The sequence below is a fragment of the Sphingomonas sp. DC5200-1 genome, assembly GCF_049897245.1.
Classification (GTDB): domain Bacteria; phylum Pseudomonadota; class Alphaproteobacteria; order Sphingomonadales; family Sphingomonadaceae; genus Sphingomonas; species Sphingomonas aquatilis.
On sequence record NZ_JAFCVW010000001.1, the window covers coordinates 433,320 to 456,293 of the forward strand.

24 protein-coding genes and 1 tRNA gene are annotated in these 22,974 nt (G+C 69.0%); 16 read left to right on the forward strand and 9 right to left on the reverse strand.

Features of this window, described 5'->3' with window-relative positions; genetic code table 11:
- Positions 1-17 precede the first annotated feature (17 nt).
- From ACP7A3_RS02005 to radA, 5 genes are all read right to left on the reverse strand, one after another.
- Positions 18-347, reverse strand: coding sequence for a DUF423 domain-containing protein (locus tag ACP7A3_RS02005; RefSeq protein ID WP_295562512.1), 330 nt, complete (start codon positions 345-347; stop codon positions 18-20).
- Positions 344-2,110, reverse strand: a complete 1,767-nt coding sequence (locus ACP7A3_RS02010) for a cation:proton antiporter (RefSeq protein ID WP_017978654.1) — start codon at positions 2,108-2,110, stop codon at positions 344-346. The genes ACP7A3_RS02005 and ACP7A3_RS02010 overlap by 4 nt, the downstream gene beginning before the upstream one ends.
- Entirely contained in the window at positions 2,103-2,540 is a 438-nt protein-coding gene (locus ACP7A3_RS02015) for an iron-sulfur cluster assembly scaffold protein (RefSeq protein ID WP_426254780.1), read from the reverse strand. The genes ACP7A3_RS02010 and ACP7A3_RS02015 overlap by 8 nt, the downstream gene beginning before the upstream one ends.
- Positions 2,537-3,112, reverse strand: coding sequence for a CvpA family protein (locus tag ACP7A3_RS02020; protein WP_331361055.1), 576 nt, complete (start codon positions 3,110-3,112; stop codon positions 2,537-2,539). The genes ACP7A3_RS02015 and ACP7A3_RS02020 overlap by 4 nt, the downstream gene beginning before the upstream one ends.
- A 371-nt stretch (positions 3,113-3,483) precedes the next feature.
- Positions 3,484-4,857 (reverse strand): DNA repair protein RadA, encoded by a 1,374-nt coding sequence (gene radA / locus ACP7A3_RS02025; RefSeq protein ID WP_426254781.1) that lies wholly within the window; start codon positions 4,855-4,857, stop codon positions 3,484-3,486.
- 248 nt (positions 4,858-5,105) lie between these two features.
- Here radA and ACP7A3_RS02030 point away from each other — a divergent pair, with 248 nt between their 5' ends.
- On the forward strand, positions 5,106-6,269 hold the full coding sequence (locus ACP7A3_RS02030; protein ID WP_426254955.1) for a glycosyltransferase family 4 protein: 1,164 nt from the start codon (positions 5,106-5,108) through the stop codon (positions 6,267-6,269).
- A gap of 510 nt (positions 6,270-6,779) precedes the next feature.
- Here ACP7A3_RS02030 and ACP7A3_RS02035 read toward each other — a convergent pair.
- Both ACP7A3_RS02035 and ACP7A3_RS02040 read right to left on the reverse strand, forming a co-directional pair.
- A complete protein-coding gene (locus tag ACP7A3_RS02035) occupies positions 6,780-7,085 on the reverse strand; it encodes a DUF2218 domain-containing protein (RefSeq protein ID WP_426254782.1) in 306 nt (101 codons plus the stop codon).
- Positions 7,082-7,702, reverse strand: a complete 621-nt coding sequence (locus ACP7A3_RS02040; protein WP_426254956.1) for a PadR family transcriptional regulator — start codon at positions 7,700-7,702, stop codon at positions 7,082-7,084. Before ACP7A3_RS02040 ends, ACP7A3_RS02035 begins: the two co-directional genes overlap by 4 nt.
- A gap of 560 nt (positions 7,703-8,262) precedes the next feature.
- Here ACP7A3_RS02040 and ACP7A3_RS02045 point away from each other — a divergent pair.
- From ACP7A3_RS02045 to ACP7A3_RS02105, 13 genes are all read left to right on the forward strand, one after another.
- Positions 8,263-9,579, forward strand: a complete 1,317-nt coding sequence (locus ACP7A3_RS02045) for a replication-associated recombination protein A (protein ID WP_426254783.1) — start codon at positions 8,263-8,265, stop codon at positions 9,577-9,579.
- Between the two features lie 49 nt (positions 9,580-9,628).
- Positions 9,629-9,704 (forward strand) — tRNA-Thr (locus tag ACP7A3_RS02050).
- Positions 9,705-9,744: 40 nt separating this feature from the next.
- Entirely contained in the window at positions 9,745-10,455 is a 711-nt protein-coding gene (locus ACP7A3_RS02055; RefSeq protein WP_426254784.1) for an endonuclease/exonuclease/phosphatase family protein, read from the forward strand.
- Complete coding sequence (locus tag ACP7A3_RS02060; protein ID WP_426254785.1) at positions 10,455-12,746, forward strand: patatin-like protein; 2,292 nt, start codon at positions 10,455-10,457, stop codon at positions 12,744-12,746. Before ACP7A3_RS02055 ends, ACP7A3_RS02060 begins: the two co-directional genes overlap by 1 nt.
- Positions 12,747-12,800: 54 nt before the next feature.
- Complete coding sequence (locus tag ACP7A3_RS02065; RefSeq protein ID WP_426254786.1) at positions 12,801-13,106, forward strand: lipopolysaccharide assembly protein LapA domain-containing protein; 306 nt, start codon at positions 12,801-12,803, stop codon at positions 13,104-13,106.
- Positions 13,103-13,774: an orotidine-5'-phosphate decarboxylase gene (pyrF, locus tag ACP7A3_RS02070; RefSeq protein WP_017978643.1), complete on the forward strand. Its 672-nt coding sequence runs from the start codon at positions 13,103-13,105 to the stop codon at positions 13,772-13,774. Before ACP7A3_RS02065 ends, pyrF begins: the two co-directional genes overlap by 4 nt.
- Before the next feature lie 185 nt (positions 13,775-13,959).
- Positions 13,960-14,595 (forward strand): phosphoribosylanthranilate isomerase, encoded by a 636-nt coding sequence (locus ACP7A3_RS02075; protein ID WP_426254787.1) that lies wholly within the window; start codon positions 13,960-13,962, stop codon positions 14,593-14,595.
- On the forward strand, positions 14,592-15,824 hold the full coding sequence (gene trpB / locus ACP7A3_RS02080; RefSeq protein ID WP_426254788.1) for a tryptophan synthase subunit beta: 1,233 nt from the start codon (positions 14,592-14,594) through the stop codon (positions 15,822-15,824). Before ACP7A3_RS02075 ends, trpB begins: the two co-directional genes overlap by 4 nt.
- Positions 15,821-15,994: a hypothetical protein gene (locus ACP7A3_RS02085; RefSeq protein ID WP_426254789.1), complete on the forward strand. Its 174-nt coding sequence runs from the start codon at positions 15,821-15,823 to the stop codon at positions 15,992-15,994. The genes trpB and ACP7A3_RS02085 overlap by 4 nt, the downstream gene beginning before the upstream one ends.
- On the forward strand, positions 15,991-16,791 hold the full coding sequence (trpA, locus tag ACP7A3_RS02090) for a tryptophan synthase subunit alpha (RefSeq protein ID WP_426254790.1): 801 nt from the start codon (positions 15,991-15,993) through the stop codon (positions 16,789-16,791). Before ACP7A3_RS02085 ends, trpA begins: the two co-directional genes overlap by 4 nt.
- Complete coding sequence (accD, locus tag ACP7A3_RS02095) at positions 16,788-17,642, forward strand: acetyl-CoA carboxylase, carboxyltransferase subunit beta (RefSeq protein ID WP_017978637.1); 855 nt, start codon at positions 16,788-16,790, stop codon at positions 17,640-17,642. Before trpA ends, accD begins: the two co-directional genes overlap by 4 nt.
- 28 nt (positions 17,643-17,670) lie before the next feature.
- Positions 17,671-18,984, forward strand: coding sequence for a bifunctional folylpolyglutamate synthase/dihydrofolate synthase (locus ACP7A3_RS02100; RefSeq protein ID WP_426254791.1), 1,314 nt, complete (start codon positions 17,671-17,673; stop codon positions 18,982-18,984).
- A 68-nt stretch (positions 18,985-19,052) separates the two neighbouring features.
- The gene (locus ACP7A3_RS02105) at positions 19,053-19,481 is read left to right on the forward strand and encodes a DUF6628 family protein (protein ID WP_017978635.1); all 429 of its coding nucleotides are present in this window, start codon (positions 19,053-19,055) and stop codon (positions 19,479-19,481) included.
- Here ACP7A3_RS02105 and ACP7A3_RS02110 read toward each other — a convergent pair.
- Together ACP7A3_RS02110 and ACP7A3_RS02115 are read right to left on the reverse strand one after the other, a co-directional pair.
- Positions 19,478-20,143 carry an anti-sigma factor family protein gene (locus tag ACP7A3_RS02110; protein WP_426254792.1) on the reverse strand — a complete coding sequence of 222 codons (666 nt, stop codon included), beginning with the start codon at positions 20,141-20,143 and terminating at the stop codon, positions 19,478-19,480. The genes ACP7A3_RS02105 and ACP7A3_RS02110 overlap by 4 nt on opposite strands.
- A 3-nt stretch (positions 20,144-20,146) precedes the next feature.
- The gene (locus ACP7A3_RS02115) at positions 20,147-20,605 is read right to left on the reverse strand and encodes an RNA polymerase sigma factor (RefSeq protein ID WP_426254793.1); all 459 of its coding nucleotides are present in this window, start codon (positions 20,603-20,605) and stop codon (positions 20,147-20,149) included.
- A 106-nt stretch (positions 20,606-20,711) separates the two neighbouring features.
- Between ACP7A3_RS02115 and ACP7A3_RS02120 the strand changes: the two genes are divergently transcribed.
- Together ACP7A3_RS02120 and ACP7A3_RS02125 are read left to right on the forward strand one after the other, a co-directional pair.
- Positions 20,712-22,055 (forward strand): S8 family serine peptidase, encoded by a 1,344-nt coding sequence (locus ACP7A3_RS02120; protein ID WP_426254794.1) that lies wholly within the window; start codon positions 20,712-20,714, stop codon positions 22,053-22,055.
- Positions 22,056-22,152: 97 nt separating this feature from the next.
- Entirely contained in the window at positions 22,153-22,953 is an 801-nt protein-coding gene (locus ACP7A3_RS02125) for a hypothetical protein (protein ID WP_426254795.1), read from the forward strand.
- The last annotated feature ends 21 nt before the right edge of the window (positions 22,954-22,974 follow it).

Genomic DNA, 22,974 nt, shown 5'->3' on the forward strand with positions numbered 1-22,974 from the left:
AAGCAATGACGGCCTCCCTAAGCCCCCCGCAAACTCCAGGCGAACCACAACCACCCGATAATCAGCAGCGTGCCGCCAATCGGCGTCACCGCCCCCAGCCAGCGCGGCGCCCCGAGTGCCATTAGGTACAGCGTGCCTGCAAAGATCGCCGACCCGGCAACGAACAGCCACGCCGGCCCGCGCGCCTCGAACCGCAGCGCGACCAGCGCCGCCACCGCATGGATCAGCTGATATTGCCCCCCGGTCTTCAACCACTCGACCGCCGGGCCGCTCGCGCCATGCGCCCCGAACGCGCCGGCAGCGACGGCGATCGCGCCCGACAGCGCGGCAAGCAGGCCAAGGATCATCGTGGGTCATTCCCCCAGGGTTGCTGTTCGGCGACCAGCGCCCGCGCCGCGCGCAGGTCGCCCGCCTCGATCTGGATGCGCAGCCGTTCTTTGTCGCGGCTGCGGTACATGTCCTCCGCCCGATCGATATCCGCCTGCCCGATGCCCAGGTCGCGCATCGCGACCCGCGCCATCTTGATCGCCGATTCCAGCACCTCGCGCACGACGTACACCGCCGAACTCTTCTTCAGCCGCACCAGCGCCCGCCGGTCGAATGCGCGGACGTAGATCGCCGCTTTCGGGAAGGCTTCGTGGATGCCCTCCAGCATCTCCGCATCGATCTGGTCGCCGTCCATGCAGAACAGGATCAACTCGGCTTCTGCCGCGCCTGCCTGTCGCAACAAGTCGATCCGCGTGCCGTCGCCGTAATAGACCTTGGCGCCGAACTCGCCGGCGATGTCGATCATCTCGATATCGGTGTCGATCAGCGTGACGGGAATATCCTGCGCCAGCAGCATCTGCCCCACCGTTTGGCCGAAGCGCCCATAGCCGACGATGATCGCATTGGCGCCGTCCGCCGTCGGACCGTCGCGCGGTTCGTCCTTGGCGATCGGCTCCTCGCGGAACCGCTTGGTCGCCGCCATCAGGAACGGCGTCGTCGCCATCGACAGCGTGATGATCGCACCGAACAGGCTCGCCGCCTCGGGCGCGATCAGGAAGCCCGACTGCGCCTGCGCGAACAGCACGAAGCCGAACTCGCCGCCCTGGCTCAGCAGCAGCCCCAGCGCCAGCGCGCTGCGCCACGTCATCTTGAACGCCATGCCGATCCCGGTGATGACCGCCGTCTTGGTGACGATCAGCGCCGCAGCCATCGCCGCGACGAACAGCGGCCGCTCGGCGATCGCCTGTAGGTCGAGCATCATGCCCACCGCCAGGAAGAACAGGCCGAGCAGGATCGACCGGAACGGCTCGACATCCGCCTCCAACTCGTGCCGGTACGGGCTGTCCGCCAGCATCACGCCCGCGATGAACGCGCCCAGCGCGGTGGACAGGCCCAGCGCCTCCATCAGCGCGGCGCTGGCGATGACGGTGAACAGCGCCGCGAACACGAACATCTCGCGCTCGCCCAGATTGCCGATCAGGCGGAACAGCGGCCGCAGCAGGAACCGACCCGCCAGGATCAGCCCAACGACCGCCCCGACCGTGTAAAGCGCCAGCAGCCACCCCGGCGGCCCGCCCGCGTCGGCGGGGTTGCGGCTCATCGCCGCGACGATCGTGATCAGCGGCACGATCGACAGGTCCTGGAACAGCAGGATCGAAAACGCCCGCTCGCCGAACGGCGTGCGCAGGCGGCCCGACGATTGCAGCATCGGCAGCACCTGCGCCGTCGACGACAGAGCCAGCGGCAGGCCGAGTGCCAATGATGCGGGGACGGAGAAATGCGCGAACGCCCAGATCACGCCGGTGACGGCAAGACCGCAGGCGACGACCTGCAACAGCCCCAGCCCAAAAATCTCCTGCTTCATCCGCCACAGCCGCGACGGGTTCAGCTCCAGCCCCACGACGAACAGCAGCAGCGTAATGCCGAGTTCGGCGATCCCCATCTTCGATTCGGCATCGCCGACCAGGCCCAGCACATGCGGCCCGACGACCGCGCCCGCGACCAGGAAGCCCAGCGTCGCACCCAGGCCGATCCGGCGGAACAGCAGCACGAACCCCAGGCCGAAGCCCAGCAGGATCATCCCGTCGCGCAGCATCGACACGCCCTCTGCCGCCTCATGCATCGGCCGTCTCCGCGCGTGCCGCAAACGCGGCCTCCGCCGCCGCCTCGAATGCCAGCCGGATCGAGGGGTGCCGTGCGGTATAATCGAGCGCGGGCGTGAACACGTCGATCCCTGGCCAGTCGGGCGCATCCCCCTCCCGCGCCAGCCACGCGGTCAGCGCATCGCGCGCCGCGGCCAGCTCCTCGGGCGTCTTGCCGACGATGTCCGCCGCCAGCAACGACGACGATGCCTGGCCCAGCGCGCAGGCGCGTACCAGCAGCCCGACCTCCGCCACTCGGCCGTCATCGCTCAGCCCCACGTCCACCGTCACCCGGCTGCCACAGATCGGCGATCGCTTTTCCACGGTCGCCTGCGCATGCGCCAGCCGCTCATGGTGCGGGATCGACGCCGCCAGCCGCAGGATTTCGGCATTGTACAAGGGGGCGTTCATCGCGCGTCACTTCCATTGTCGGTCTGGCCCGCCTCGCGATCCAGCATCGCGCGCGATCCGAACACGGGCAGCCCGCGACGGCGACGATCGACGAAATCGGCGATCCCCGCGCTCGTCGCGTTGAGCAGATTGTAGCATTTCGACTGGGTCATCCAGTCCGGCCGCCGCGCCGGCCCGCCACGCGCGGTATCGACCAGCAACGCCGCGAGCAGGAAGGCGAGGCTCGCGAGGATCAGCCCCTTCAGCGCGCCGAAGCCGAATCCCAGCGCGCGGTCGACCGGCCCCAGGATCGACGTGCGTGTCCGCTTGCCGATCGCATTGGCAACCAGCTTGCCGCCCAGATAGGTGCCGCCCGCGATGATCGCGAACGCCGCCACCGCCGCGCCCGACGGCGTGCCGACCGTCCCCGCCAGCTTGGCCGCGAGCGCGACGTGGAACAGCTTCAGCATCGCGACGATCGCCACCCAGGCGAACATCGACAACACCTCCGCGACGAACCCCCGCCGCGCGCCGAGCAGCGCCGCGCCCCCGACGAGCAGCAGGACGATGATATCGAGTGCGGTAAGACCCATAGACCCCCGGGAATAAGGACGCGGAACGCCCGCGGCTAGTCCTGCATCGGACGAACTGCGATACGTGGCGGAGAACGTGACGCCGCTACGCCGCTAGCGCCGTCCCTGACGTTTGATCGCTGCCCCTACTGAATCGCTATGACCCGCATCTGGCACCCCGCGTTTGCCGCGCCGCCTTCCCCACCCACCGCCGTCATTCCCGCGCAGGCGGGAATCCAGACGCGCTCCCGTTGGCGAAAGAATCGCAACGTCAGAGGTTATGGATTCCCGCCTTCGCGGGAATGACGGCGGTGACGGGACGACGGCAAAAGCGAGCCACGGGCGGGGCCAGGCAACGGCCCCGTCTCTCCCTGCGAACCCGCCGAAGCCCCTCACCCCCGCCCTAGCATATAGTCCACGAACTGCCCCAGCGTCCGGAACCCCGTCAGCCGCAACGCGCTGTCGTCCTTGGCCAGCGCGATCGGCACCATCGCGCGTTCGAAGCCGAGCTTGCCCGCCTCCTTCAGCCGCAGCGCGCCATGCGCCACCGGGCGCAACTCGCCCGACAGCGCGACCTCGCCGAACGCCACCGCATCGACCGGCACCGGCCGCTCCGACAGCGCCGACACCAGCGCCGCCGCGACCGCCATGTCCGCCGCAGGGTCCTGCACGCGATAGCCGCCCGCGATGTTGAGATAGACTTCCGCCGTCGCAAAGCTCAGCCCACACCGCGCCTCCAGCACCGCCAGGATCATAGCCAGCCGCCCGCTGTCCCAGCCGACCACCGCACGCCGCGGCGTCGCGCCGCTGGCGAGGCGCACCACCAGCGCCTGGATCTCGACCAGCACCGGTCGCGTCCCCTCCAGCGCCGGGAAGACGGTCGTCCCGCTCACTCCCTCGTCACGCTGCGTCAGGAACAGCGCCGACGGATTGGCGACCTCGGCCAACCCCTCGCTCTGCATCGAAAAGACGCCGATCTCGTCCGTCCCGCCGAAGCGGTTCTTGATCGACCGCAGGATGCGATATTGGTGGCTGCGCTCGCCCTCGAACGCCAGCACCGTGTCGACCATGTGCTCCAGAACGCGCGGGCCCGCGATCGACCCGTCCTTGGTGACGTGGCCGACCAGCACCAGCGCGGTCCCGCGTTCCTTGGCGAAGCGGATCAGCTCCTGCGCCGAGGCGCGCACCTGGCTCACCGTGCCCGGCGCGCCCTCGATCAGGTCGCTGTGCATCGTCTGGATCGAATCGATCACCAGCAGCGCCGGCGGCGCGCCGATCGACAGCGTCGTCAGGATATCGCGCACCGAGGTCGCCGCGGCGAGCTGCACCGGCGCGCTTCCCAGCCCTAGCCGCCGCGCACGCAGCCGCACCTGATCCGCCGCTTCCTCGCCCGACACATAGGCGACCGACCGCCCGGCGAGCGCGAACTTCGCCGCCGCCTGTAGCAGCAGCGTCGACTTGCCGATCCCCGGGTCGCCACCGATCAGCGTTGCCGAGCCTTCGACGAAGCCGCCGCCCAGCGCCCGGTCCAGCTCGGCGATTCCCGTCGCCATCCGTTCGGGCAGCGCGATCTCGGCATCCAGCCCGACCAGCTGCACCGTCCGCCCGCCGGTGTGCAGATTATGCTTGGCCTGGAACGGCGTAACGACCGCGCCCGCCTCTTCGACCAGCGTGTTCCATTCGGCGCAATCGCCGCACTGCCCCGCCCAGCGATGCGAAACCGATCCGCACGCCTGGCACACATATCGTTTCTGCGGTTTCGCCATGGCCACGGATGTAGCGGAACGAGAACGATAAGGGAACAGATTTCGGGCTATCGGTAGCCCCTAATCCCCCGTCACCCCGGACTTGTTCCGGGGTCCACCGGGCGGCAGGGGGACGGCTGGAGGCTCGGGACTCCCCCGTGCGGACGAGTGGACCCCGGAACAAGTCCGGGGTGACGGTGTGAAGGCGCGACGACCACGCCCAAGCGACATAGTCACGCCGCAATCGCAACGCTATGGCCGGCGCCATCATGCACCCGTCGGACCTTCGTGTCGCGCTCTTCAGCGGCAATTACAATTACACCCGCGACGGCGCCAACCAGGCGCTGAACCTGCTCGTGCGCCACTTGCTCGACCGCGGCGTGCAGGTCCGCATCTATTCACCGACGATCGATCCGCCCGCCTTCCCGCCCACCGGCGACCTCGTGTCGGTGCCGGCGATCCCGATGCCCGGCGGCCGTGCCGAATATCGCCTGGGCCGCTATCTGCCCAAGGCGACGCGTGAGGATCTGGAGGCGTTCGCGCCCAACATCGTCCACGTCTCTGCGCCCGAATTCCTCAATCACGGTGCGGTCACCTGGGCACGCCGCCACGGCGTTCCCTCGGTCGCCTCGTTCCACACGCGCTTCGAAACCTATTTCCGCTATTATCGGATCGGCTTCATCGAACCGATGATCAAGGCAATCATGACGCGCTTCTACAACCGCGTCGATCGCGTCATGCCGCCCAGCCCGAGCATGGGCGAAGCGCTTCGCGAATGGGGCGTCACCACGCCGATCACCATCTGGTCGCGCGGCATCGACCATGACCGCTTCACGCCGGACCGCCGCGATTGCGCCTGGCGCCGCAGCCTCGGCATCGCCGATCGTGAGGTCGCGATCGGCTTCCTCGGCCGACTGGTGAAGGAAAAGGGCCTCGACGTCTTTGCCGAGGTGGTGAAAGAGCTCACCCGACGCGGCGTGCCGCACAAGGTGCTCGTCGTCGGCAAGGGCCCGGCGGAAGACTGGTTCGCCGCCCAGGCCCCGCACGCAATCTTCGCCGGCTTCCAGTCGGGCGACGACCTTGGCCGTGCGGTCGCGTCGATGGACGTCTTCTTCAACCCCTCGATCACCGAAACCTTCGGCAACGTCACCACCGAAGCCATGGCCGCCGGCGTCCCCGTCGTCGCCGCCCGCGCGACGGGCGCGGTCGATCTGGTCGAGGACGGCGTCACCGGCTTCCTCGTCGATCCGAAGGACATTGCGGGCTATGCCGATGCCATCGAACGCATCGTCGCCGACCCCGCACTGAAGGCCAGCATGGGCGAAGCCGGCCACGCCAAGGCTGCGCGATACCGCTGGGACACGGCGAACCAGGCGGTGCTCGACACGTACCTGGAACTGCACGACGGATCGCACGCCATTCCGAGCCACTGAGCCATCGTCTCGGATTGCGCCACGCCCGCGACGATAAGCCTTCGGTAAAGGCCACGCCGCCCACCCCAAGCGATCGTCACCCCGGACTTGGTCCGGGGTCCACTCCGCGGCGAGGGGAACGGCTACAAGCTCCATCGCTGCCCCTGAGGCCCGGTGGACCCCGGAACAAGTCCGGGGTGACGGATCGCGTGCGGGTAGCGATCAAACCTCCACAAAGGCCCTACCAGCGCAGTCGCTCACAGCCCGCGCCCAAAACCCAAACAGGTCATTCCCGCGAAGGCGGGAATCCAGACACGCTAACGTCTGCGATGGAAGCGAAACGTCAGAGGTTATGGATTCCCGCCTCCGCGGGAATGACGGACGGTGGGATTAGAGGATTCCTGCCGGCCTTTCGATCGAAGACAGCGACGATCCCTCTTCCTCGCCGCGCCTCGGCGTCACCCGATCTTCTTTCTACGCCGCGTCTTCGCGCGAACGCTCCCCCTTCGCGCGAATGACGAACCGAACGCGTCACTCCCCCTCCCGCCAATCGAACGTCAGCGGCGCCTCGCGAAACGCGAACCGGTCGAGGTGGCTTGCCACCACCTCGCGCATCCGGCCCGTATCCTCGCCCGCAGGCACGGTCAGCACCAGATCCAGGCTCTCGCTGTCGGCCTGCATCGCCAGCACCGATCCGTTGGGAAAGGTGATCGTCCCCTCTTCCTGGGTGAAGGCCACCGTCATCTTGTGGCTCCAATGCTTGGCCAGTTGCTGGAGATAGCGGCTCGCCGAATGCGTCGGCACGCGGACGACGGAGATGTGGGGCGCGCCGCTCACTTCAGCCGCTCGATCTTGCGCACGACCTCGTCGATCAGCTCGGCCACGTCATGCCCCGCCTCTTCGGACAGATCGCCCGCCTCCAGCCGGTTCTGCAGCACCGTGCGCAGGTTGCGCATCGCCCGCCGGATCGGCGCCCGATCGGCCCGCGCGCGATGCTCGCCGACGTCGGTCAGCCGCGCGATCAGCGCCGCGACCAGCTCCGCATTCTCGGCGAGGTGCGCGGCACCCGCCTCGGTGATCGCATAGCGCTTGCGCGTCGTCTCCGACGCCTGCTCCGCGATCGACTCCATGTCGGCGAGCATCGTCAGCGCGGGATAGACCATCCCCGGCGACGGCGCATAGGCGCCCCCGGTCAGTTCCTCGACCGCCTTGATCAACTCATAGCCGTGGCGCGGTTCATCGGCGATCAGCTTCAGCAGCACCAGCCGCAATTCGCTGCCATCGAACATCCGGCGACTCCGCCCGCCGCCGCCGCGCCCTTCGCCGAACACCTCGGCAAAACGCTGGTCGAGCTTCTCGCCCCACTGCTCCCAGCCCCCGCGCGGCCCGAAACCGTGATCGCGTGCGTGCCGATATCCACCCCCATGGCGATGTTCATGTCCATGACCAAACATCATGCGTCCTTTTTGTATCTCGATGCAGTCAAGATATATCACAGTGCGCAGAGTACAAGCCCGATCAAGATATATTTTGGTCGACGGCGGCGGTTCGGGCAGATCGACATTCGCGAAGGCCCGAAGTCTTCCCCGCCAGGGGGAGGTGGCATGCCGCAGGCATGACGGAGGGGGAGGTAAGGGTAGCGCCTCGTTATTAGGGACGTTCCTGTCCGCCCCCTCCGTCACCGCCTTCGGCGGCGCCACCTCCCCCTGGCGGGCGAGGACTTACACCTGCGTCGGAGTTTAGTCGGTCCCGGTGCTCGTTGGATCGCAAATAGCGCAACGCCTTGACCACAGAAACAAAACCTACGGATGCTGCCCTACACCGCACGCCATGCTACGCCCACGCCATGCCCCGCGCGCTCGTCCGTCGTCATCCGGTGCTACCAGAACCGAAACGATCGGCCTCAATCGTTTCGCGTAAGGTGTTCATGTTATCCATGCCGCGCAAAACGGCGGACCGCCCCCCCGATCACGACGGGGGTGACGCCCCACCCCCCACGCCTTATCTGACCGTCATGGCAGACCTGCTCACCGGCCTGGAACCGGAGCCGACCCCCACCCCAGCGGCCCCAGACGCCCCGCTCGCCGACCGCCTGCGCCCGCAGACGCTCGCCGATGTCGTCGGGCAGGAGCACCTCACCGGCCCTGAAGGCGCGATCGGTCGCATGGTCGCCGCCGGGCGCCTCTCCTCGATGATCCTCTGGGGCCCGCCCGGCACCGGCAAGACGACGATCGCCCGCCTGCTCGCCGACGCGGTGGGCCTGCGCTTCCTCGCCATCTCCGCGGTCTTCTCCGGCGTCGCCGACCTCAAGAAGGCGTTCGCCGAAGCACGCGACCACGCCCGGCTCGGCAAGCGCACGCTTCTGTTCGTGGACGAAATCCACCGCTTCAACCGCGCGCAGCAGGATGGCTTCCTGCCGTACGTCGAGGACGGCACGGTGACGCTCGTCGGCGCGACCACCGAAAACCCCTCGTTCGAACTCAACGCCGCCGTGCTCAGCCGCGCGCAGGTGCTGATCCTCCACCGCCTCGGGGCCGAAGCGCTCGGCAAGCTCCTGACTCGCGCCGAGCAGCTGGAGGATCGCCCGCTCCCCCTCACGCCCGATGCCCGCGCCGCGATGATCGCGCAGGCCGATGGCGACGGCCGCTTCCTGCTCAACCAGGCCGAAACCCTGTTCTCGGTCGACCTGCCCGAACCGCTTGATCCGGCCGGCCTCTCCGCCTTCCTCCAGCGCCGCGTGCCGGTCTACGACAAGGATCGCGAGGGTCATTACAACCTCATCAGCGCGCTCCACAAATCGATCCGCGGCTCCGATCCCCAGGCGGCGCTCTATTATCTCGCCCGCATGCTGACCGCGGGCGAGGAACCGCTTTACGTCCTCAGGCGCCTCACCCGCGCCGCGGTTGAAGATATCGGCCTCGCCGACCCGCAGGCGCTGGTCCAGTGCATCGCGGCGAAGGACACCTACGACTTCCTCGGCAGCCCCGAAGGCGAACTCGCCATCGCGCAGGCGTGCCTCTACCTCGCCACCGCCCCCAAATCGAACGCCGCCTACAAGGCACAAAAGGCGGCGTGGCGCAGCGCGAAGGAAACCGGCAGCCTGATGCCCCCCGCCAATATCCTCAACGCGCCCACCAAGCTGATGAAGCAGATCGGATACGGTGCGAACTACGCCTACGACCATGATGCCGAGGACGGCTTTTCGGGTGCCAACTACTGGCCCGATGAGCTGCCGCCGCAGACCTTCTACGAACCCACCGGCCGCGGCTTCGAAGCGCGCCTGCAGGAACGCCTCGCGCACTGGAACGGCCTGCGTGCGAAGCGGCGGTGACGCACGCCCTCTGGACTATGGCGCGCGCCTGTCGCATGGGGCGTGCCGCGCCGGGTTAGCTCAGCTGGTAGAGCAGCGGTTTTGTAAACCGAAGGTCGCGGGTTCGATCCCTGCACTCGGCACCATAACGGCACCAAATGCGCGCGGCGGCGTTACGCCTCCGCAATGGTTTCTCGTCCCCTGAAGGTTGCCAGCTACAATATCCACAAAGGGATCGGCCTCGACCGCCGGCGCAACCCCGAACGCGTGCTGGAAGTGCTGCGCGAGGTAGATGCCGACGTCATCGCCCTGCAAGAGGCCGACCGCCGCTTCGGCACCCGCGAATCGGTGCTGCCGCTTCACCTGCTCGACGAACACAGCGACTGGAAGCCCGTGCCCTTCGGCATGCGCGCGCTGTCGATGGGCTGGCACGGCAACGTCATCTTCGTCCGCAAGAGCGCAGAGATCGTCCACCACACCCCCATCCATCTGCCCGCGCTCGAACCCCGTGGCGCAGTGATGGCCGACATTGCCACGGCGGCCGGCGTGTTCCGCGTCGTCGGCATGCACCTCGACCTGTCCGGCCTGTGGCGCCGGCGGCAGGCCGCTGCGATCTGCGCGCATGTCGACGGATGCAGCGAGCGGCGCCCAACCGTGCTGATGGGCGACCTTAACGAATGGACCGCCGCCGCCGGGTGCCTGCGCGACTTCGGCCGCGATTATCGCATGGCGGCGACCGGCCCCAGCTTCCATTCACGCCGCCCGGTGGGGCGGCTCGACCGGATCATGGTGTCGCGCGACCTGACCGTCACCGACTGCGGCGTCCACGCCAGCGCCGCCGCGCGCAAGACGTCGGACCATCTGCCCATCTGGGCAACGCTGGCCGTGGCACCCTGATGCGCGAAAAGGAGCTCCGCCTCGCGCTCGTCTGCTACGGCGGCATCAGCCTCGCGGTCTACATGCACGGCATCACCAAAGAGGTGTGGCGCATGGTCCGCGCCAGCCGCGCCGCCCACGCCGGCGAACCGCCAGCCGACGGCACGCAGGGCGTTTATCGCGCACTGATCGAGGAGATGGAAGCGCTCGCCGGCATCCGTTTCCGCGTCCTTGCGGACATCATCGCCGGCGCGTCGGCGGGCGGCATCAACGGCATCTTCCTCGCGCAGGCGATCACGACCGGCCAGAGCCTGGAACCGCTGACCGACCTTTGGCTCACCTCGGCGGACGTCGAGGCGCTGATCGATCCCGAGGCCGCGCCAGCCAGTCGCTTTTCGAAGATGTGGGCGCTGCCGCTCGCCTGGGTCGCCGCCGGCCGCAGCGCCGACTCGGTCGCCGCACTCGATGACGCCACACGCGATGAGGTGCGCACCAAGCTGTCGCATTTCGTCCGCTCGCGCTGGTTCGAACCACCGTTCGGCGGCGCCACCTTCACCGGCCTGCTGCTCGACGCCTTCGATGCCATGGCGCGCAGCGAAGCCGGCCCGCGCCTGCTGCCCGACAGCCAGCCGCTCGACCTGTTCGTCACCTGCACCGACTTCACGGGCCACCCCGAACGGTTGAAGCTCAACTCGCCGCCCGAGGTGCTCGAAACCGAACATCGCATTGTGCTGGGCTTTTCGGATCACGGCGCCACCGGCACGATCGGCGCCATCCCCGAACTCGCCTTCGCCGCACGTGCGACGTCCAGCTTCCCCGGCGCCTTCCCGCCCTTCACCGTCGGCGAGCTGGACGGCGTGCTCGCCGAGCGCGACGTGGCATGGCCCGGTCGCGAGGACTTCCTGCGCCGCTCGCTGCCGCGCCAATATGCCGCGCGGCAGGTCGAAAAGGCCGTGCTGATCGACGGGTCGGTCCTCGCCAACGCGCCCTTCCGCCCCGCGATCGACGCGCTGAAGGAACGCCCCGCCCGCCGCGAAATCGACCGCCGCTTCGTCTACATAGATCCCTCGCCCGGCATCAAGATCCGCCTCGGCACGCCCGGCGAGGCGCCCGGCTTCTTCCAGACCATCCTCGGGGCGCTGAGCGACCTGCCCCGCCAGCAGCCGATCCGCGACAATCTCGACGCCATCGCCGCCCGCTCTCAACGGATCGATCGGATGCGTGGCATCGTCACCGCCTTGCGCCCGGCGGTGGACGAAGAGATCGAAGCCCTGTTCGGCCATACGCTGTTCCTCGACCGACCGACGCCCGCGCGCCTCGTCGCCTGGCGCCGCCGCGCGCAAACCGCCGCCGCCACGCGCGCCGGCTACAGCTACGCCGCTTATGGCCATCTGAAGCTTAGCGACGTCGTCGCGACGATCACCGCGCTGCTCTACCGCGTCGGCGGCGAATTGGGGCAACAGCGCTGGCAGGGGATCCGCTCCGCGATCGAAGCGGCCATCGCCGAACGCGGCTTCGGCGGCGCGGCGCCCAGCTTCTCCGGCAAGGAAAGCGCCGCGACGATCGATTTCCTGCGCACCTTCGACATCGGCTTCCGCATCCGGCGCTTGCGGCTGATGGCGCGGCGGCTCGGCGAGATCGATGGCGAAGCGGAGGATGCCAGCGGCACAGCTGCGATGCGCGAGGCGATCTATGCCTCGCTGGCGACCTATCTCGATCGCCAGCGTGCCGACGACCACCTGCACCTGGGCATGCTGGTCCGGCAGATGCGCGGGCAGGATGCCGCGCCGCTGCTCGATGCACTCGCACAGGCGCTCGACCTGACCGCGCTCGATGCCGCCACCGACGAACGACTGGCCGAGGCACTGGCGACGGTCGACAAGACCACCCGCCGCTCACTGCTGCTCACCTATTTGGGCTTCCCCTATTTCGACACCGCGACGCTGCCGCTGCTTCAGGGCGAGGGGCTCGACGAATTCGATCCGATCAAGGTCGATCGCATCGCCCCCGACGATGCCGTCGCGATCCGCTCCGGCGGCGCGGAGGCGACGTTGAAGGGCATTCAGTTCAACAGCTTCGGCGCCTTTTTCAGCCGCGCCTATCGCGAAAACGACTATCTGTGGGGCCGCCTGCACGGCGCCGAGCGGATGATCGACATCTGCGTCTCCACGCTGCCCGCCACCGTCCGGATGAAGGCCGGCCGCGTCGCCGCGATCAAGCGTGCCGCCTTCCGCGCGATCCTTGACGAAGAGGAACCGCGCCTCACCGCCATCCCCGCCTTGTTCGCCAGCCTGCGTGTCGAAATCGGATAGGCTGGCCTTCCTCCGCCTCTGCGGCTACCCTCCGGCGCACCTCAGGAGTGTTGCATGCAGTTCCTCAAGATCCTGTTCTGGTTCCTGCTCGCGTTCGTCGCGGCGCTGTTCACCTATGGCAATTGGACGCGGGTCCAGATCAATCTGTGGAGCGGCCTGATCGCCGACGTGAACCTGCCGCTGCTGCTGCTGGTGACGTTCCTGATCGGCTTCATGCCGACCTACCTGTATCTCGGCACGGTCCGCTGGCGGCTGCGCCAGCGCCTGACGACCTACGAGCGCATGCTCGCCGACGCTCGCGCCCTGCCGGTCGCGACGCCCGTCGCGACGCCGACCATCGCCGAAGAGCCTGTCGCATGAGCCCGATCTACGTCGCGATCGACACGCCCGACCTCGCCCGCGCCAAGGCGATCGCTACCCGCACCCGCACCCATGTCGGTGGCATCAAGCTCGGCCTCGAATTCTTCTGCGCTCATGGGCAGCACGGCGTCCACGAGATGGCCAAGCTTGGCCTGCCGATCTTCCTCGACCTGAAATTGCACGACATTCCCAACACCGTCGCCAAGGCAATCCAGGCGCTGGGGCCGCTCGAACCGGCAATCCTGACCGTCCACGCCAGCGGCGGCCGCGCGATGCTGGAGGATGCGAAGGCCGCCGCCCCGCTCAACACGAAGGTGGTCGCGGTCACGATGCTGACCAGCCTCGACGCCGACGATCTCACCGCCACCGGCATCACCGGTAACGCGCACGATCAGGTGCTGCGCCTCACCGATCTCGCACACGAAGCCGGCATCGACGGCATCGTCTGTTCGGGCGAAGAGGTGCGCGCGGCCAAGACGGCCTGGCCCAAGGGCTTCTTCGTCGTCCCCGGCGTCCGTCCCGCCAATGGCAGCGCCGGCGACCAGAAGCGCGTCGTCACCCCCCGCGCCGCGCTTGATGCCGGCGCCTCGATCCTCGTCATTGGCCGCCCCATTACCCAGGCCGAAGACCCCGACGCCGCGGCCCGCGCGATCGGCGCGACGCTGTAGCGGCGCGCGGGGCAGATCGTAGCGCCGCTACGGCAAGCCAGCCCCGTCATTGCGAGCGCAGCGAAGCAATCCAGGGCGTCCTGGTCCCGCTCTGGATTGCTTCGCTGCGCTCGCAATGACGCGAGGGAGGAGTGATATCCGAGCCGGCCCCTTCCTCCCCGCGCTTACCGCGGTATAGCGGGCCAATGCCCGTCCTGACCAAAATCTGCGGCCTGACGACCCCCGACACGTTGGGCGCCGCCCTCGCAGGCGGTGCGAGCCACGTCGGCTTCGTCTTCTTCGCACCCTCGCCACGCGACCTCGCCTTCGACCGTGCAGCTGGCCTCGCCGGACAGGTCCCCTCCACCGTGTCCCGCGTCGGCGTGTTCGTCGACCCCGACGACGCACTGCTCGACGCCGCGATCAACGCCGGCCGGCTCAACGCGCTCCAACTTCACAAGACCGCCCCCGCCCGCGTCGCCGCGATCCGCGCCCGCTTCGGTCGCGAGACCTGGGCAGCGGTCGCGGTGAAGACCCGCGCAGACCTCGACGCCGCGCTCGACTTCGCCGGCGCCGCCGACCGCATCCTCTACGACGCCAAGACTCCGGACGGTGCCGCGCTGCCAGGCGGCATGGGCCTGCGCTTCGACTGGAGCCTGCTCGACGGCGTCCGTCACCCCTTGCCCTGGGCGCTTTCGGGCGGTCTCGATCCCGCCAACGTGGCCGAGGCGATCCGCCGCACCGGCGCGCCGCTGGTCGACGTATCCTCCGGCGTCGAAAGCGCGCCGGGGGTCAAGGATGTGGACAAGATCGCAGCCTTCCTTAAAGCGGCGCAGCTATGAACGCCCCCAACTCCTTCCGCGCGCAGCCCGACGATCGCGGTCACTTCGGGCAGTTCGGCGGCCGCTACGTCGCCGAAACGCTGATGCCGCTGATCCTCGACCTGGAGCGTGAATATCGCGCCGCCAAGGCGGACCCGGCCTTCGCCGCGCAGTTCGACGATCTGATGACGCATTACGTCGGCCGCCCCAGCCCGATGTATCATGCCGAACGCCTCAGCGAAGCGCTGCGGGAGGGTACCGAGCCGGGCATGGGCGCGCAGGTCTGGTTCAAGCGCGACGAGCTGAACCACACCGGCGCGCACAAGATCAACAATTGCATCGGCCAGATCCTGCTCGCGATCCGCATGGGCAAGACGCGGATCATCGCCGAAACCGGCGCAGGCCAGCATGGCGTCGCCACCGCGGCAGTCTGTGCCCGCTTCGGTCTGCCCTGCGTCATCTACATGGGCGCCAAGGACGTCGAGCGGCAGCAGCCCAACGTCTTCCGCATGAAGCTGCTCGGCGCCGAAGTCCGCCCCGTCACCAGCGGCGCGCAGACGCTGTCGGACGCGATGAACGAAGGCCTGCGCGACTGGGTCGCGAACGTCCACGACACCTTTTACATCATCGGCACCGCCGCCGGCCCGCACCCCTACCCGGAGCTGGTGCGCGACTTCCAGAGCATCATCGGCCGTGAAGCGCGCGCGCAGCTGCTCGAGCGCACGGGCAAGCTCCCCGACCTGCTCGTCGCCGCGATCGGCGGCGGGTCGAACGCGATCGGCCTGTTCCACCCGTTCCTCGACGATCCCGATGTCGGCATGCTCGGCGTCGAGGCGGCGGGCCATGGCCTGGAGGGCAGCGAGCATGCCGCCAGCCTAGCGGGCGGTTTCCCCGGCGTGCTCCACGGCAACAAGACCTATCTGTTGCAGGACGAAGACGGCCAGATCGCCGAGGGCCATTCGATCTCGGCGGGCCTCGACTATCCCGGCATCGGTCCCGAACACGCGTGGCTGCGCGACATCGGCCGCGTCGAATATACGAATGCCACCGACGTCGAGGCGCTCGACGCCTTCCAGCTGCTCTGCCGGACCGAGGGCATCATTCCCGCACTCGAACCCGCCCACGCGATCGCCGCCGTTGCGAAGCGCGCGAAGACGATGCGCAGCGACCAGATCATCCTCGCGAACCTGTGCGGCCGCGGCGACAAGGACATCTTCACCGTCGCTAACGCGCTGGGGGTGGCTATATGACCCTCGACTGGCGACAGGGGCTGACCAGCATCGTCGTGGCGGCGGCCGTAGCGGGTTTCGCGAGCCTCGTCCTGCGCGGCTATGATCGCAACACGCGTCTGGTGTCTGCGCTGGCCATCGGCCTCGGCATCGGCGCCTCGCGGCTGGTACAGGGAGGAAAGCGTCCGTGAGCCGCCTGTCAGACGCCCTCGCCAAGGGCCATCCCGCGCTCGTGACCTTCGTCACCGCCGGCGATCCCACGCCTGACGCCACCGGCGCAATCCTCGACGCGCTCGTCGCGGGCGGCGCGGACGTGATCGAACTGGGCATGCCCTTCACCGATCCGATGGCGGACGGCCCCGCGATCCAGGCCGCCAACATCCGCAGCCTGGCCGCGGGCACGCGCACCGCCGACATCCTCTCGATCGCCGCCGCCTTCCGCGCGCGCCATCCCGATGTGCCGCTGGTGCTGATGGGCTATGCCAACCCGATGCTCCGCCGCGGCGCCGACTGGTTCGCCGAGGCTGCGGCACAGGCCGGCGTCGATGGCGTCATCTGCGTCGATATTCCGCCCGAGGAAGACGATGCGCTCGGGCCGGCACTGCGCGCCAAGGGCATCGACCCGATCCGCCTCGCGACGCCAACCACCGACGCCGCACGTCTGCCGCAGGTGCTCGATGGCGCCAGCGGCTTCCTCTATTATGTCTCCGTCGCCGGCATCACCGGGCTGCAACAGGCGGCACAAGGCTCGATCGACCAGGCCGTCGCGCGCCTGAAGGCGTCGACCGACCTGCCGATCGCGGTCGGCTTCGGCGTCCGCACGCCTGCGCAGGCCGCGGCGATCGGCGCCGTGGCCGACGGCGTCGTCGTCGGCTCCGCGATCGTCGAGATCGTGGCGCAGCACGGCGCCGATGCGCCCGACGCCGTCCGCACCTATGTTCAATCGCTGAGCGAGGCACTGGCCTCTGCGCGAAAGGTAAATTCATGAGCTGGATCACCAGCGTCCGCAACGCCCTGCCCTTCGGCACCAAGCGCGAAACGTCGGAGGAAAACCTCTGGCACAAGTGCAAGGGCTGCGGGCAGATGATTTTCACCCGCGAGCTGGAGGAAAACCTCTACGTTTGCCCGAAGTGCGATCACCATGAGCGCATCGGGCCGAAGGAGCGGTTCAAGCAGATTCTGGACGAAGGCAGCTGCAGCGAACTGCCTGCACCGCGCGTGCCGGAAGATCCGCTCAAGTTCCGCGATTCGAAGCGCTACACCGATCGCCTGAAAGCGGCACGCACGTCCGCGCAGGAGCAGGACGCGCTCATCAACGCGCGCGGCACGATTCTGGGCAATCGCGTCGTGATGGGCGTACAGGACTTCGGCTTCATGGGCGGATCGATGGGTCTCGCAGTCGGCGAAGCCTTCGTCCGCGGCGTCGAAGCGGCGATCGCCGACAAGGCCCCGTACGTCATCTTCACCGCTGCCGGCGGCGCGCGCATGCAGGAAGGCATCCTCAGCCTCATGCAGATGCCGCGTAGCACCGTGGCGATCCAGATGCTGCACGACGCCGGCCTGCCCTATATCGTCGTGCTGACCGATCCGACGACGGGCGGCGTCACCGCCAGCTACGCGATGCTGGGCGACGTGCAGATTTCGGAACCCAATGCACTCATCGGTTTCGCCGGTCAGCGCGTGATCGAGAATACGATCCGCGAAAAGCTGCCCGAAGGTTTCCAGCGCGCCGAATATCTGCTGGATCACGGCATGCTCGACATGGTCGTTCACCGGAAGGATCTGCGCGACCAGCTCGCGACGGTGATCGGCTATCTGACGGCCGCCCGCGCCGCCTGACGCCGACCAGCCGCAGCGGGGCGCCACCGTGCCGGATCACGCCATCTCGACCGATCCCGCCGTGCAGGCACAGCTCGACCGGCTCTGGGCATTGTCGCCCGGGGCCGACGTGCTGGGTCTGGAGCGGATCACGCGATTGCTCGATCGGCTCGGCAACCCGCAGGACGCGTTGCCGCCGGTGTTTCACGTCGCCGGCACCAATGGCAAAGGCTCCACCTGCGCCTTTCTCCGCGCCGCGATCGAGGCGGCGGGGCATGACGTCCACGTCTTCTCCAGCCCGCATCTGGTGCGGTTCAACGAACGCATCCGGATCGCGGGCAAGCTGATCGACGACGCATCGCTCGCCGCGTTGCTGGCCGAAGTGCTCGATCATGCGGACGGGATCGGGGCCAGTTTCTTCGAGATCACGACCGCCGCCGCCTTCCTCGCCTTCGCCCGCACGCCTGCCGCCGCGACGATCGTTGAGGTCGGCCTGGGCGGTCGGCTCGATGCGACCAACGTTATCCGCCGCCCAGCCGTCACCGGCATTGCAGCGCTCGGGATGGACCACGAGGCATTCCTCGGCAACCGCCTGGTCGACATCGCCGGTGAGAAGGCGGGAATCGCCAAGGCCGGCGTGCCGCTCGTCACGATGAACTATTCCGCCGCCTGCACCGCCCGCATCGCCGCGGTAGCGGACGCGGCGGGGGCACCCGTCATCGCCCGCAATGCGGCGTGGTGGAGCGACACCAGCCGCAACTCCGTCCGCTACCGCGACACCGGCTTCACCCTCGTCAGCACGCGCCCGCGCCTCGTCGGCGCGCACCAGACGCGCAACCTCGCGCTCGCCTTCGCCATGCTGCGGCATCAGGGCGCGATCAACGTCCCCGAAGCCGCAATGCGCGCGGCCGCGGAATGGGCGCGATGGCCAGCGCGTATGCAGCGGCTCGGCCACGGCCCGCTCCACGCCCGCCTTCCCGACGGCAGCGATTTGTGGCTCGACGGCGCGCATAATCCTTCCGCAGCCCGCCCGGTCGCCCAGAGCCTGGGCCGGATCGCCGATGGCCGCCCCGTCACGCTCGTTCTCGGCATGCTGTCGAACAAGGATGCGGAGGGTGTGCTGCGGCTGCTCGCGCCGATGGTGTCACGTGTCGTTGCGGTACCCGTGCCGAATCACGCCTGCCATGCGCCAGCAGACCTCGCCGCGGTGGGCCAGCGGCTCGGCGTCGCCGCCACCTCCGCCGACAGCCTGGAAACGGCGCTGGAGAGCTTGGCGTCCGAGCCGCCGCACGTCGTGCTGATTGCCGGTTCGCTCTACCTCGCCGGTGAGGCGCTCGCCCGCAACGACGAGGCGCCCGACTGACTGATTAATTGCGATTGACTTGCAATAGCTGATTTAAGACTGTCGGCGGCGAACGAAGGAGTCGCCGCATGTCCGAAATCACCACGACCGTCGCTGCATTGCCACATGCGCTACCCGCCTGCCCCAATGCGCGCATCGCGCTGTTCGCGCTGCGCCGCATGGGCGCGCATGGGCTGCATGACGCGCGCGCCACGCATGCGCTGTTCACGATGTTCGGTGAGGGCTTTCGCCGCCCGCTCGTACTGATGCGCGCGCTGATGACGGATCTGGCCTCGACCGCTGCGGATACGATCGCGATCGCGCCATGCTGCTGCGCGCGCATGACCGCCGCCGAGCGCGCCTTGCTGACCGTGATCGCGCGCATCGAAACCGCGCCCGACACCGCCCGGCTGTTGATGAGCGATCTGCTCGGCGTGCGCCGCGTCGATCCGGTGCTAGCGAGCCTCGCCGCGGTCAGTGCGGCATGGGCCGACGACGGTCGGCCAATCTGCGTCTAGCGCCAGTTCGCCCGCCGCGCGGCGTCTTCCTGCGCGCGGTCGAGCGGCTCACCGGCGATCATCCCCATGATCGCCGTCGCCCGGGCGCCGTCGGTCCCCGCCATGCGATAATCGGTGGCGGGCGCCGATCCGGGCGCGGTGTAGCGCATCTGCCAGTTCGTGCCTGCGCGGCAGGCGACCCCGGACAGCGTTTCCCCCGTGAAGCTGCGGCAATATTGCCCGTTCCTGTCGCGGAACGACAAAGCGACCCGCACCGGCCCCGCATCGCCCGACAATTGATCGTTGAGCGCGACGGCCACCGGCGCCGGCACGTCGCCACCGGGCGACCCGCCCCGATCCTGCAGGACGAACAGACCGACCACCAGGCTCGCCGCGATGGCGCCACCCGCCGCCCAGCGCCGCCAGCCGTGACTGCGCACCGGCGCCGCTTTCGCCGCCCGCCGCGCCCGCACGTCGGCGAGCGAAACCACTTCTGCCGGCGGCCGCGCCAAGGGATCGAAGGCTGCGGCAAAGCGCGCCTTCATCCGACGGTGCCGGTCGGCGAGCGCACGCCAGTCGGCATCGTTCGCCACCGCAGCCTCGACCCGTACCGCCTCCGCCCCGGTCAGTTCGCCGTCGACCCAGGCGATGATCGCCGCTTCGTCCACCGGATCAGCACCCATCGCTCAAGCCTCCACCGCCGCCATCAATGACTGCCGCCCGCGCACCAGCCGGCTGGTCAGCGTGCCCATCGGCACCTCGAGCACCTCCGCCGCTTCGGCGTAGCTCTTGCCCTCGATCATCACCAGCACCACCGCCTCGCGCTGCTCGTCCGGCAGGCGGTCCAGCGCCCGCATCAGATAGGACAGTTCGACCCGCGCCTCGGCATCGCCCGCCACGCCGACCTGCATCCCCTGTTCCTCGGGCGCATGCACCGCCTCGCGGCGCTGGCGGGATCGCGCCGTATCGATCCACAGATTGCGGACCACGCGATAGGCCCAGGCTTCGAAATGCGTGCCCGGCTGCCACTGATCGCGCGCCTTCAGCATGCGTTCCGCCGCCGCCTGCACGAGATCGTCGGCATCGGGGCCGCTGCGCGCCAGGCCATGGGCAAAACGCCTCAGCCGCGGCAACAGACTTGCCAAACGTCGCTCGACTTCGTCCAAAGTGGCCCAGTCCTTCGTCCATGCGGATGAAACGTCACCCGGCGGTCGTTTCATCCATGGAGCGAGCCAAAAAAGGAAGACAAAGATGAAGCGATGGGCGCTGATGCTGACGATCGGTCTGGCCAGCCCGGCTGCGGCGCAGCTGCTGGGCGGTGGCCTGCCGGCAGGCGGATTGGGGACGCCGCTCGGCGGGGTGACCAACACCGTGCAGCGTGCCGCGGGCAGCATGCTCGGATCACGCCAGCAGGCGTCCGACGCGCTGTCGCAGGGCGTCGCGTCCGGTCTCGGCGGGCCGCTGCTGATGGCCGACGGCGCGTTGCGTGTGCTCAGCCCCCGCGACCTGCTGGCGCTGCGCAAGGAACGCCTGCGCGCGCTAGTCCGCGAAAACCGCGCGACGCTGGACGTGGATGATGACGGCAATCCCGTGCAGCGCGACGTGATCCTCGCGCTGGCCCTGTCTCCCGACACGCTCGAAAAGGCGAAGGCCGCGGGCTTTACGCTAACCCGCGTCGAGACGATCGACGGTCTCGATGTCAGCACCTCCGTACTCGCACCTCCGCGCGGCAAGCCGGTGCGCAAGGCAATCGAGGCGCTGCGCGCGCTCGATCCGGGTGGCACCTACGCGCTCGACGCGATCTACGAACCCGCGCACGCGCCACTGGCGGCGATGGCCGGCGCGCTGGCGGGCGACGGCGGTGCGGCAAGCGGCAGCGCCCCGTTGCGCATGGGCCTGATTGATGGCGGGGTCGGCCGCCATCCCGCCTTCGCGGGCATCGCCATCGAGCAGCGCGGCTTTGCGGGGGAGGCCAAGCCAAGCGGCCATGGCACCGCCGTCGCGTCGTTGATGGTGGGCCGCAGCGGCGCCTTCCATGGCGCGATGCCCGGAGCCGGATTACTCGTCGCCGACGTCTATGGCGGATCGGCAAGCAACGGCTCGGCCGTCGCCATCGTCCGCGCCATGGCCTGGCTCGCCCAGAATGGGGCGAAGGTGGTCAACATCAGCCTGGTCGGCCCGCCCAACCCGCTACTCGCGGCGGGAATTCGCGCGCTGACCGCCAAGGGCATCCGTGTCGTCGCTGCAGTCGGCAACGACGGCCCTGCCGCCCCGCCGCAATATCCCGCGTCCTACCCCGATGTGATCGCCGTCACCGGCGTCGATGCCAAGGGCAAGGCGTTGATGGAGGCGGGCAAGCCGCTCCATCTCGATTACGCGGCACCCGGCGCGGACATGGTCGGGGCAGTGCCCGGCGGCGGGTGGGAGGTGCTGCGCGGCACCAGCTTCGCCGCCCCCCTCGTCGCCGCGACACTCGCCCGCGTTGGAACGCCCGCCGCCCTTGCCGCAGAGGCCAAGCCCGGTAGCGGCCGCATCGGCCGCGGGATCGTCTGCGACACGTGCCGCACGCCCCCGAAGGCGGTCGGCCTGAAATAATTTTCGCGATGCCGGGATTAAACCGAAAAGGTCCATCGTTGTCCTTTTCGGAAGCCGGGCAGTCCCCCACGCCGGCTCGGACGAAAGGAGATTTCTCATGACCCCCACGATCCGTTTCGCCCTGATCGCGACGACCATGCTGATGACGGCCCCCGCTTCGGCGCAGCTGCTGGGCGGTGGCGGCGTCGGCGGCATGCTGGGCGGTGCCGGCAACCTCGGCGGCGCCGTGTCGGGCACGCTGAACGGCGCCGGCCAGCTCGGCTCGACCGTCGGGCAGACCAGCGGCCGCGTGTCGAACACCGTCAACGGTGTGGCACGGGCGCACGGCAGCCGCTCGATCGACACCCGCTCGGGCCGCGCCAGCGCCGATGGCGGCCTCGCCGGTAGCGTCAGCCGCAGCACCGACGGCGCCCTCGGCGCGACCGGCCCACGGGGCGGCGCGCTCAACGGCGCGCTGAGCCAGAGCGGCTCGGCCAGCGGCAGCGCGAACGGCGGCGTCGACGCCCAGCTGGTCGGCACCGATCAGGTCGCCAGCACCGTACGCGGCGCCCGCGACGGCGCGGCGGCAACGGCCGGTGCCGCGCGTGACCGCGCCACGACCACCGCGACGGCAGCCCGCAACCGGGCGACCTCGACCGCGGGCGCGGTGCGCGATCGCGCCGCCGCCACCGCGGCGACCGCCCGCGACCGCACCACGACGGCGGCCAATGCGACCCGCAACCGGGTGAACGAAGGCGCCCTCGCCGCCGGAGGCGCCGCTAACGGCGCGGCCAACGGCACGCGCGGATCGCTTGCCGGTTCGGGCTCGGCGAATGGCAGCGGCTCCGCGAGCGCGGGCAACCGCTCGGCCTCGGCCAGCGGCAGCGCGTCGGGCAGCGGTAGCCTGAGCATCAACTGACCCGCGGCAGGTCGTAGCGAC

Coding starts and splice junctions, on each gene's coding strand:
- ACP7A3_RS02005 (WP_295562512.1), bottom strand. CDS start 347: ATGATCCTTGGCCTGCTTGCCGCGCTGTCGGGCGCGATCGCCGTCGCT.
- ACP7A3_RS02010 (WP_017978654.1), bottom strand. CDS start 2,110: ATGCATGAGGCGGCAGAGGGCGTGTCGATGCTGCGCGACGGGATGATC.
- ACP7A3_RS02015 (WP_426254780.1), bottom strand. CDS start 2,540: ATGAACGCCCCCTTGTACAATGCCGAAATCCTGCGGCTGGCGGCGTCG.
- ACP7A3_RS02020 (WP_331361055.1), bottom strand. CDS start 3,112: ATGGGTCTTACCGCACTCGATATCATCGTCCTGCTGCTCGTCGGGGGC.
- radA (WP_426254781.1), bottom strand. CDS start 4,857: ATGGCGAAACCGCAGAAACGATATGTGTGCCAGGCGTGCGGATCGGTT.
- ACP7A3_RS02030 (WP_426254955.1), top strand. CDS start 5,106: ATGCACCCGTCGGACCTTCGTGTCGCGCTCTTCAGCGGCAATTACAAT.
- ACP7A3_RS02040 (WP_426254956.1), bottom strand. CDS start 7,702: ATGTTTGGTCATGGACATGAACATCGCCATGGGGGTGGATATCGGCAC.
- ACP7A3_RS02045 (WP_426254783.1), top strand. CDS start 8,263: ATGGCAGACCTGCTCACCGGCCTGGAACCGGAGCCGACCCCCACCCCA.
- ACP7A3_RS02055 (WP_426254784.1), top strand. CDS start 9,745: ATGGTTTCTCGTCCCCTGAAGGTTGCCAGCTACAATATCCACAAAGGG.
- ACP7A3_RS02060 (WP_426254785.1), top strand. CDS start 10,455: ATGCGCGAAAAGGAGCTCCGCCTCGCGCTCGTCTGCTACGGCGGCATC.
- ACP7A3_RS02065 (WP_426254786.1), top strand. CDS start 12,801: ATGCAGTTCCTCAAGATCCTGTTCTGGTTCCTGCTCGCGTTCGTCGCG.
- pyrF (WP_017978643.1), top strand. CDS start 13,103: ATGAGCCCGATCTACGTCGCGATCGACACGCCCGACCTCGCCCGCGCC.
- ACP7A3_RS02075 (WP_426254787.1), top strand. CDS start 13,960: ATGCCCGTCCTGACCAAAATCTGCGGCCTGACGACCCCCGACACGTTG.
- trpB (WP_426254788.1), top strand. CDS start 14,592: ATGAACGCCCCCAACTCCTTCCGCGCGCAGCCCGACGATCGCGGTCAC.
- ACP7A3_RS02085 (WP_426254789.1), top strand. CDS start 15,821: ATGACCCTCGACTGGCGACAGGGGCTGACCAGCATCGTCGTGGCGGCG.
- accD (WP_017978637.1), top strand. CDS start 16,788: ATGAGCTGGATCACCAGCGTCCGCAACGCCCTGCCCTTCGGCACCAAG.
- ACP7A3_RS02105 (WP_017978635.1), top strand. CDS start 19,053: ATGTCCGAAATCACCACGACCGTCGCTGCATTGCCACATGCGCTACCC.
- ACP7A3_RS02110 (WP_426254792.1), bottom strand. CDS start 20,143: ATGGGTGCTGATCCGGTGGACGAAGCGGCGATCATCGCCTGGGTCGAC.
- ACP7A3_RS02120 (WP_426254794.1), top strand. CDS start 20,712: ATGAAGCGATGGGCGCTGATGCTGACGATCGGTCTGGCCAGCCCGGCT.
- ACP7A3_RS02125 (WP_426254795.1), top strand. CDS start 22,153: ATGACCCCCACGATCCGTTTCGCCCTGATCGCGACGACCATGCTGATG.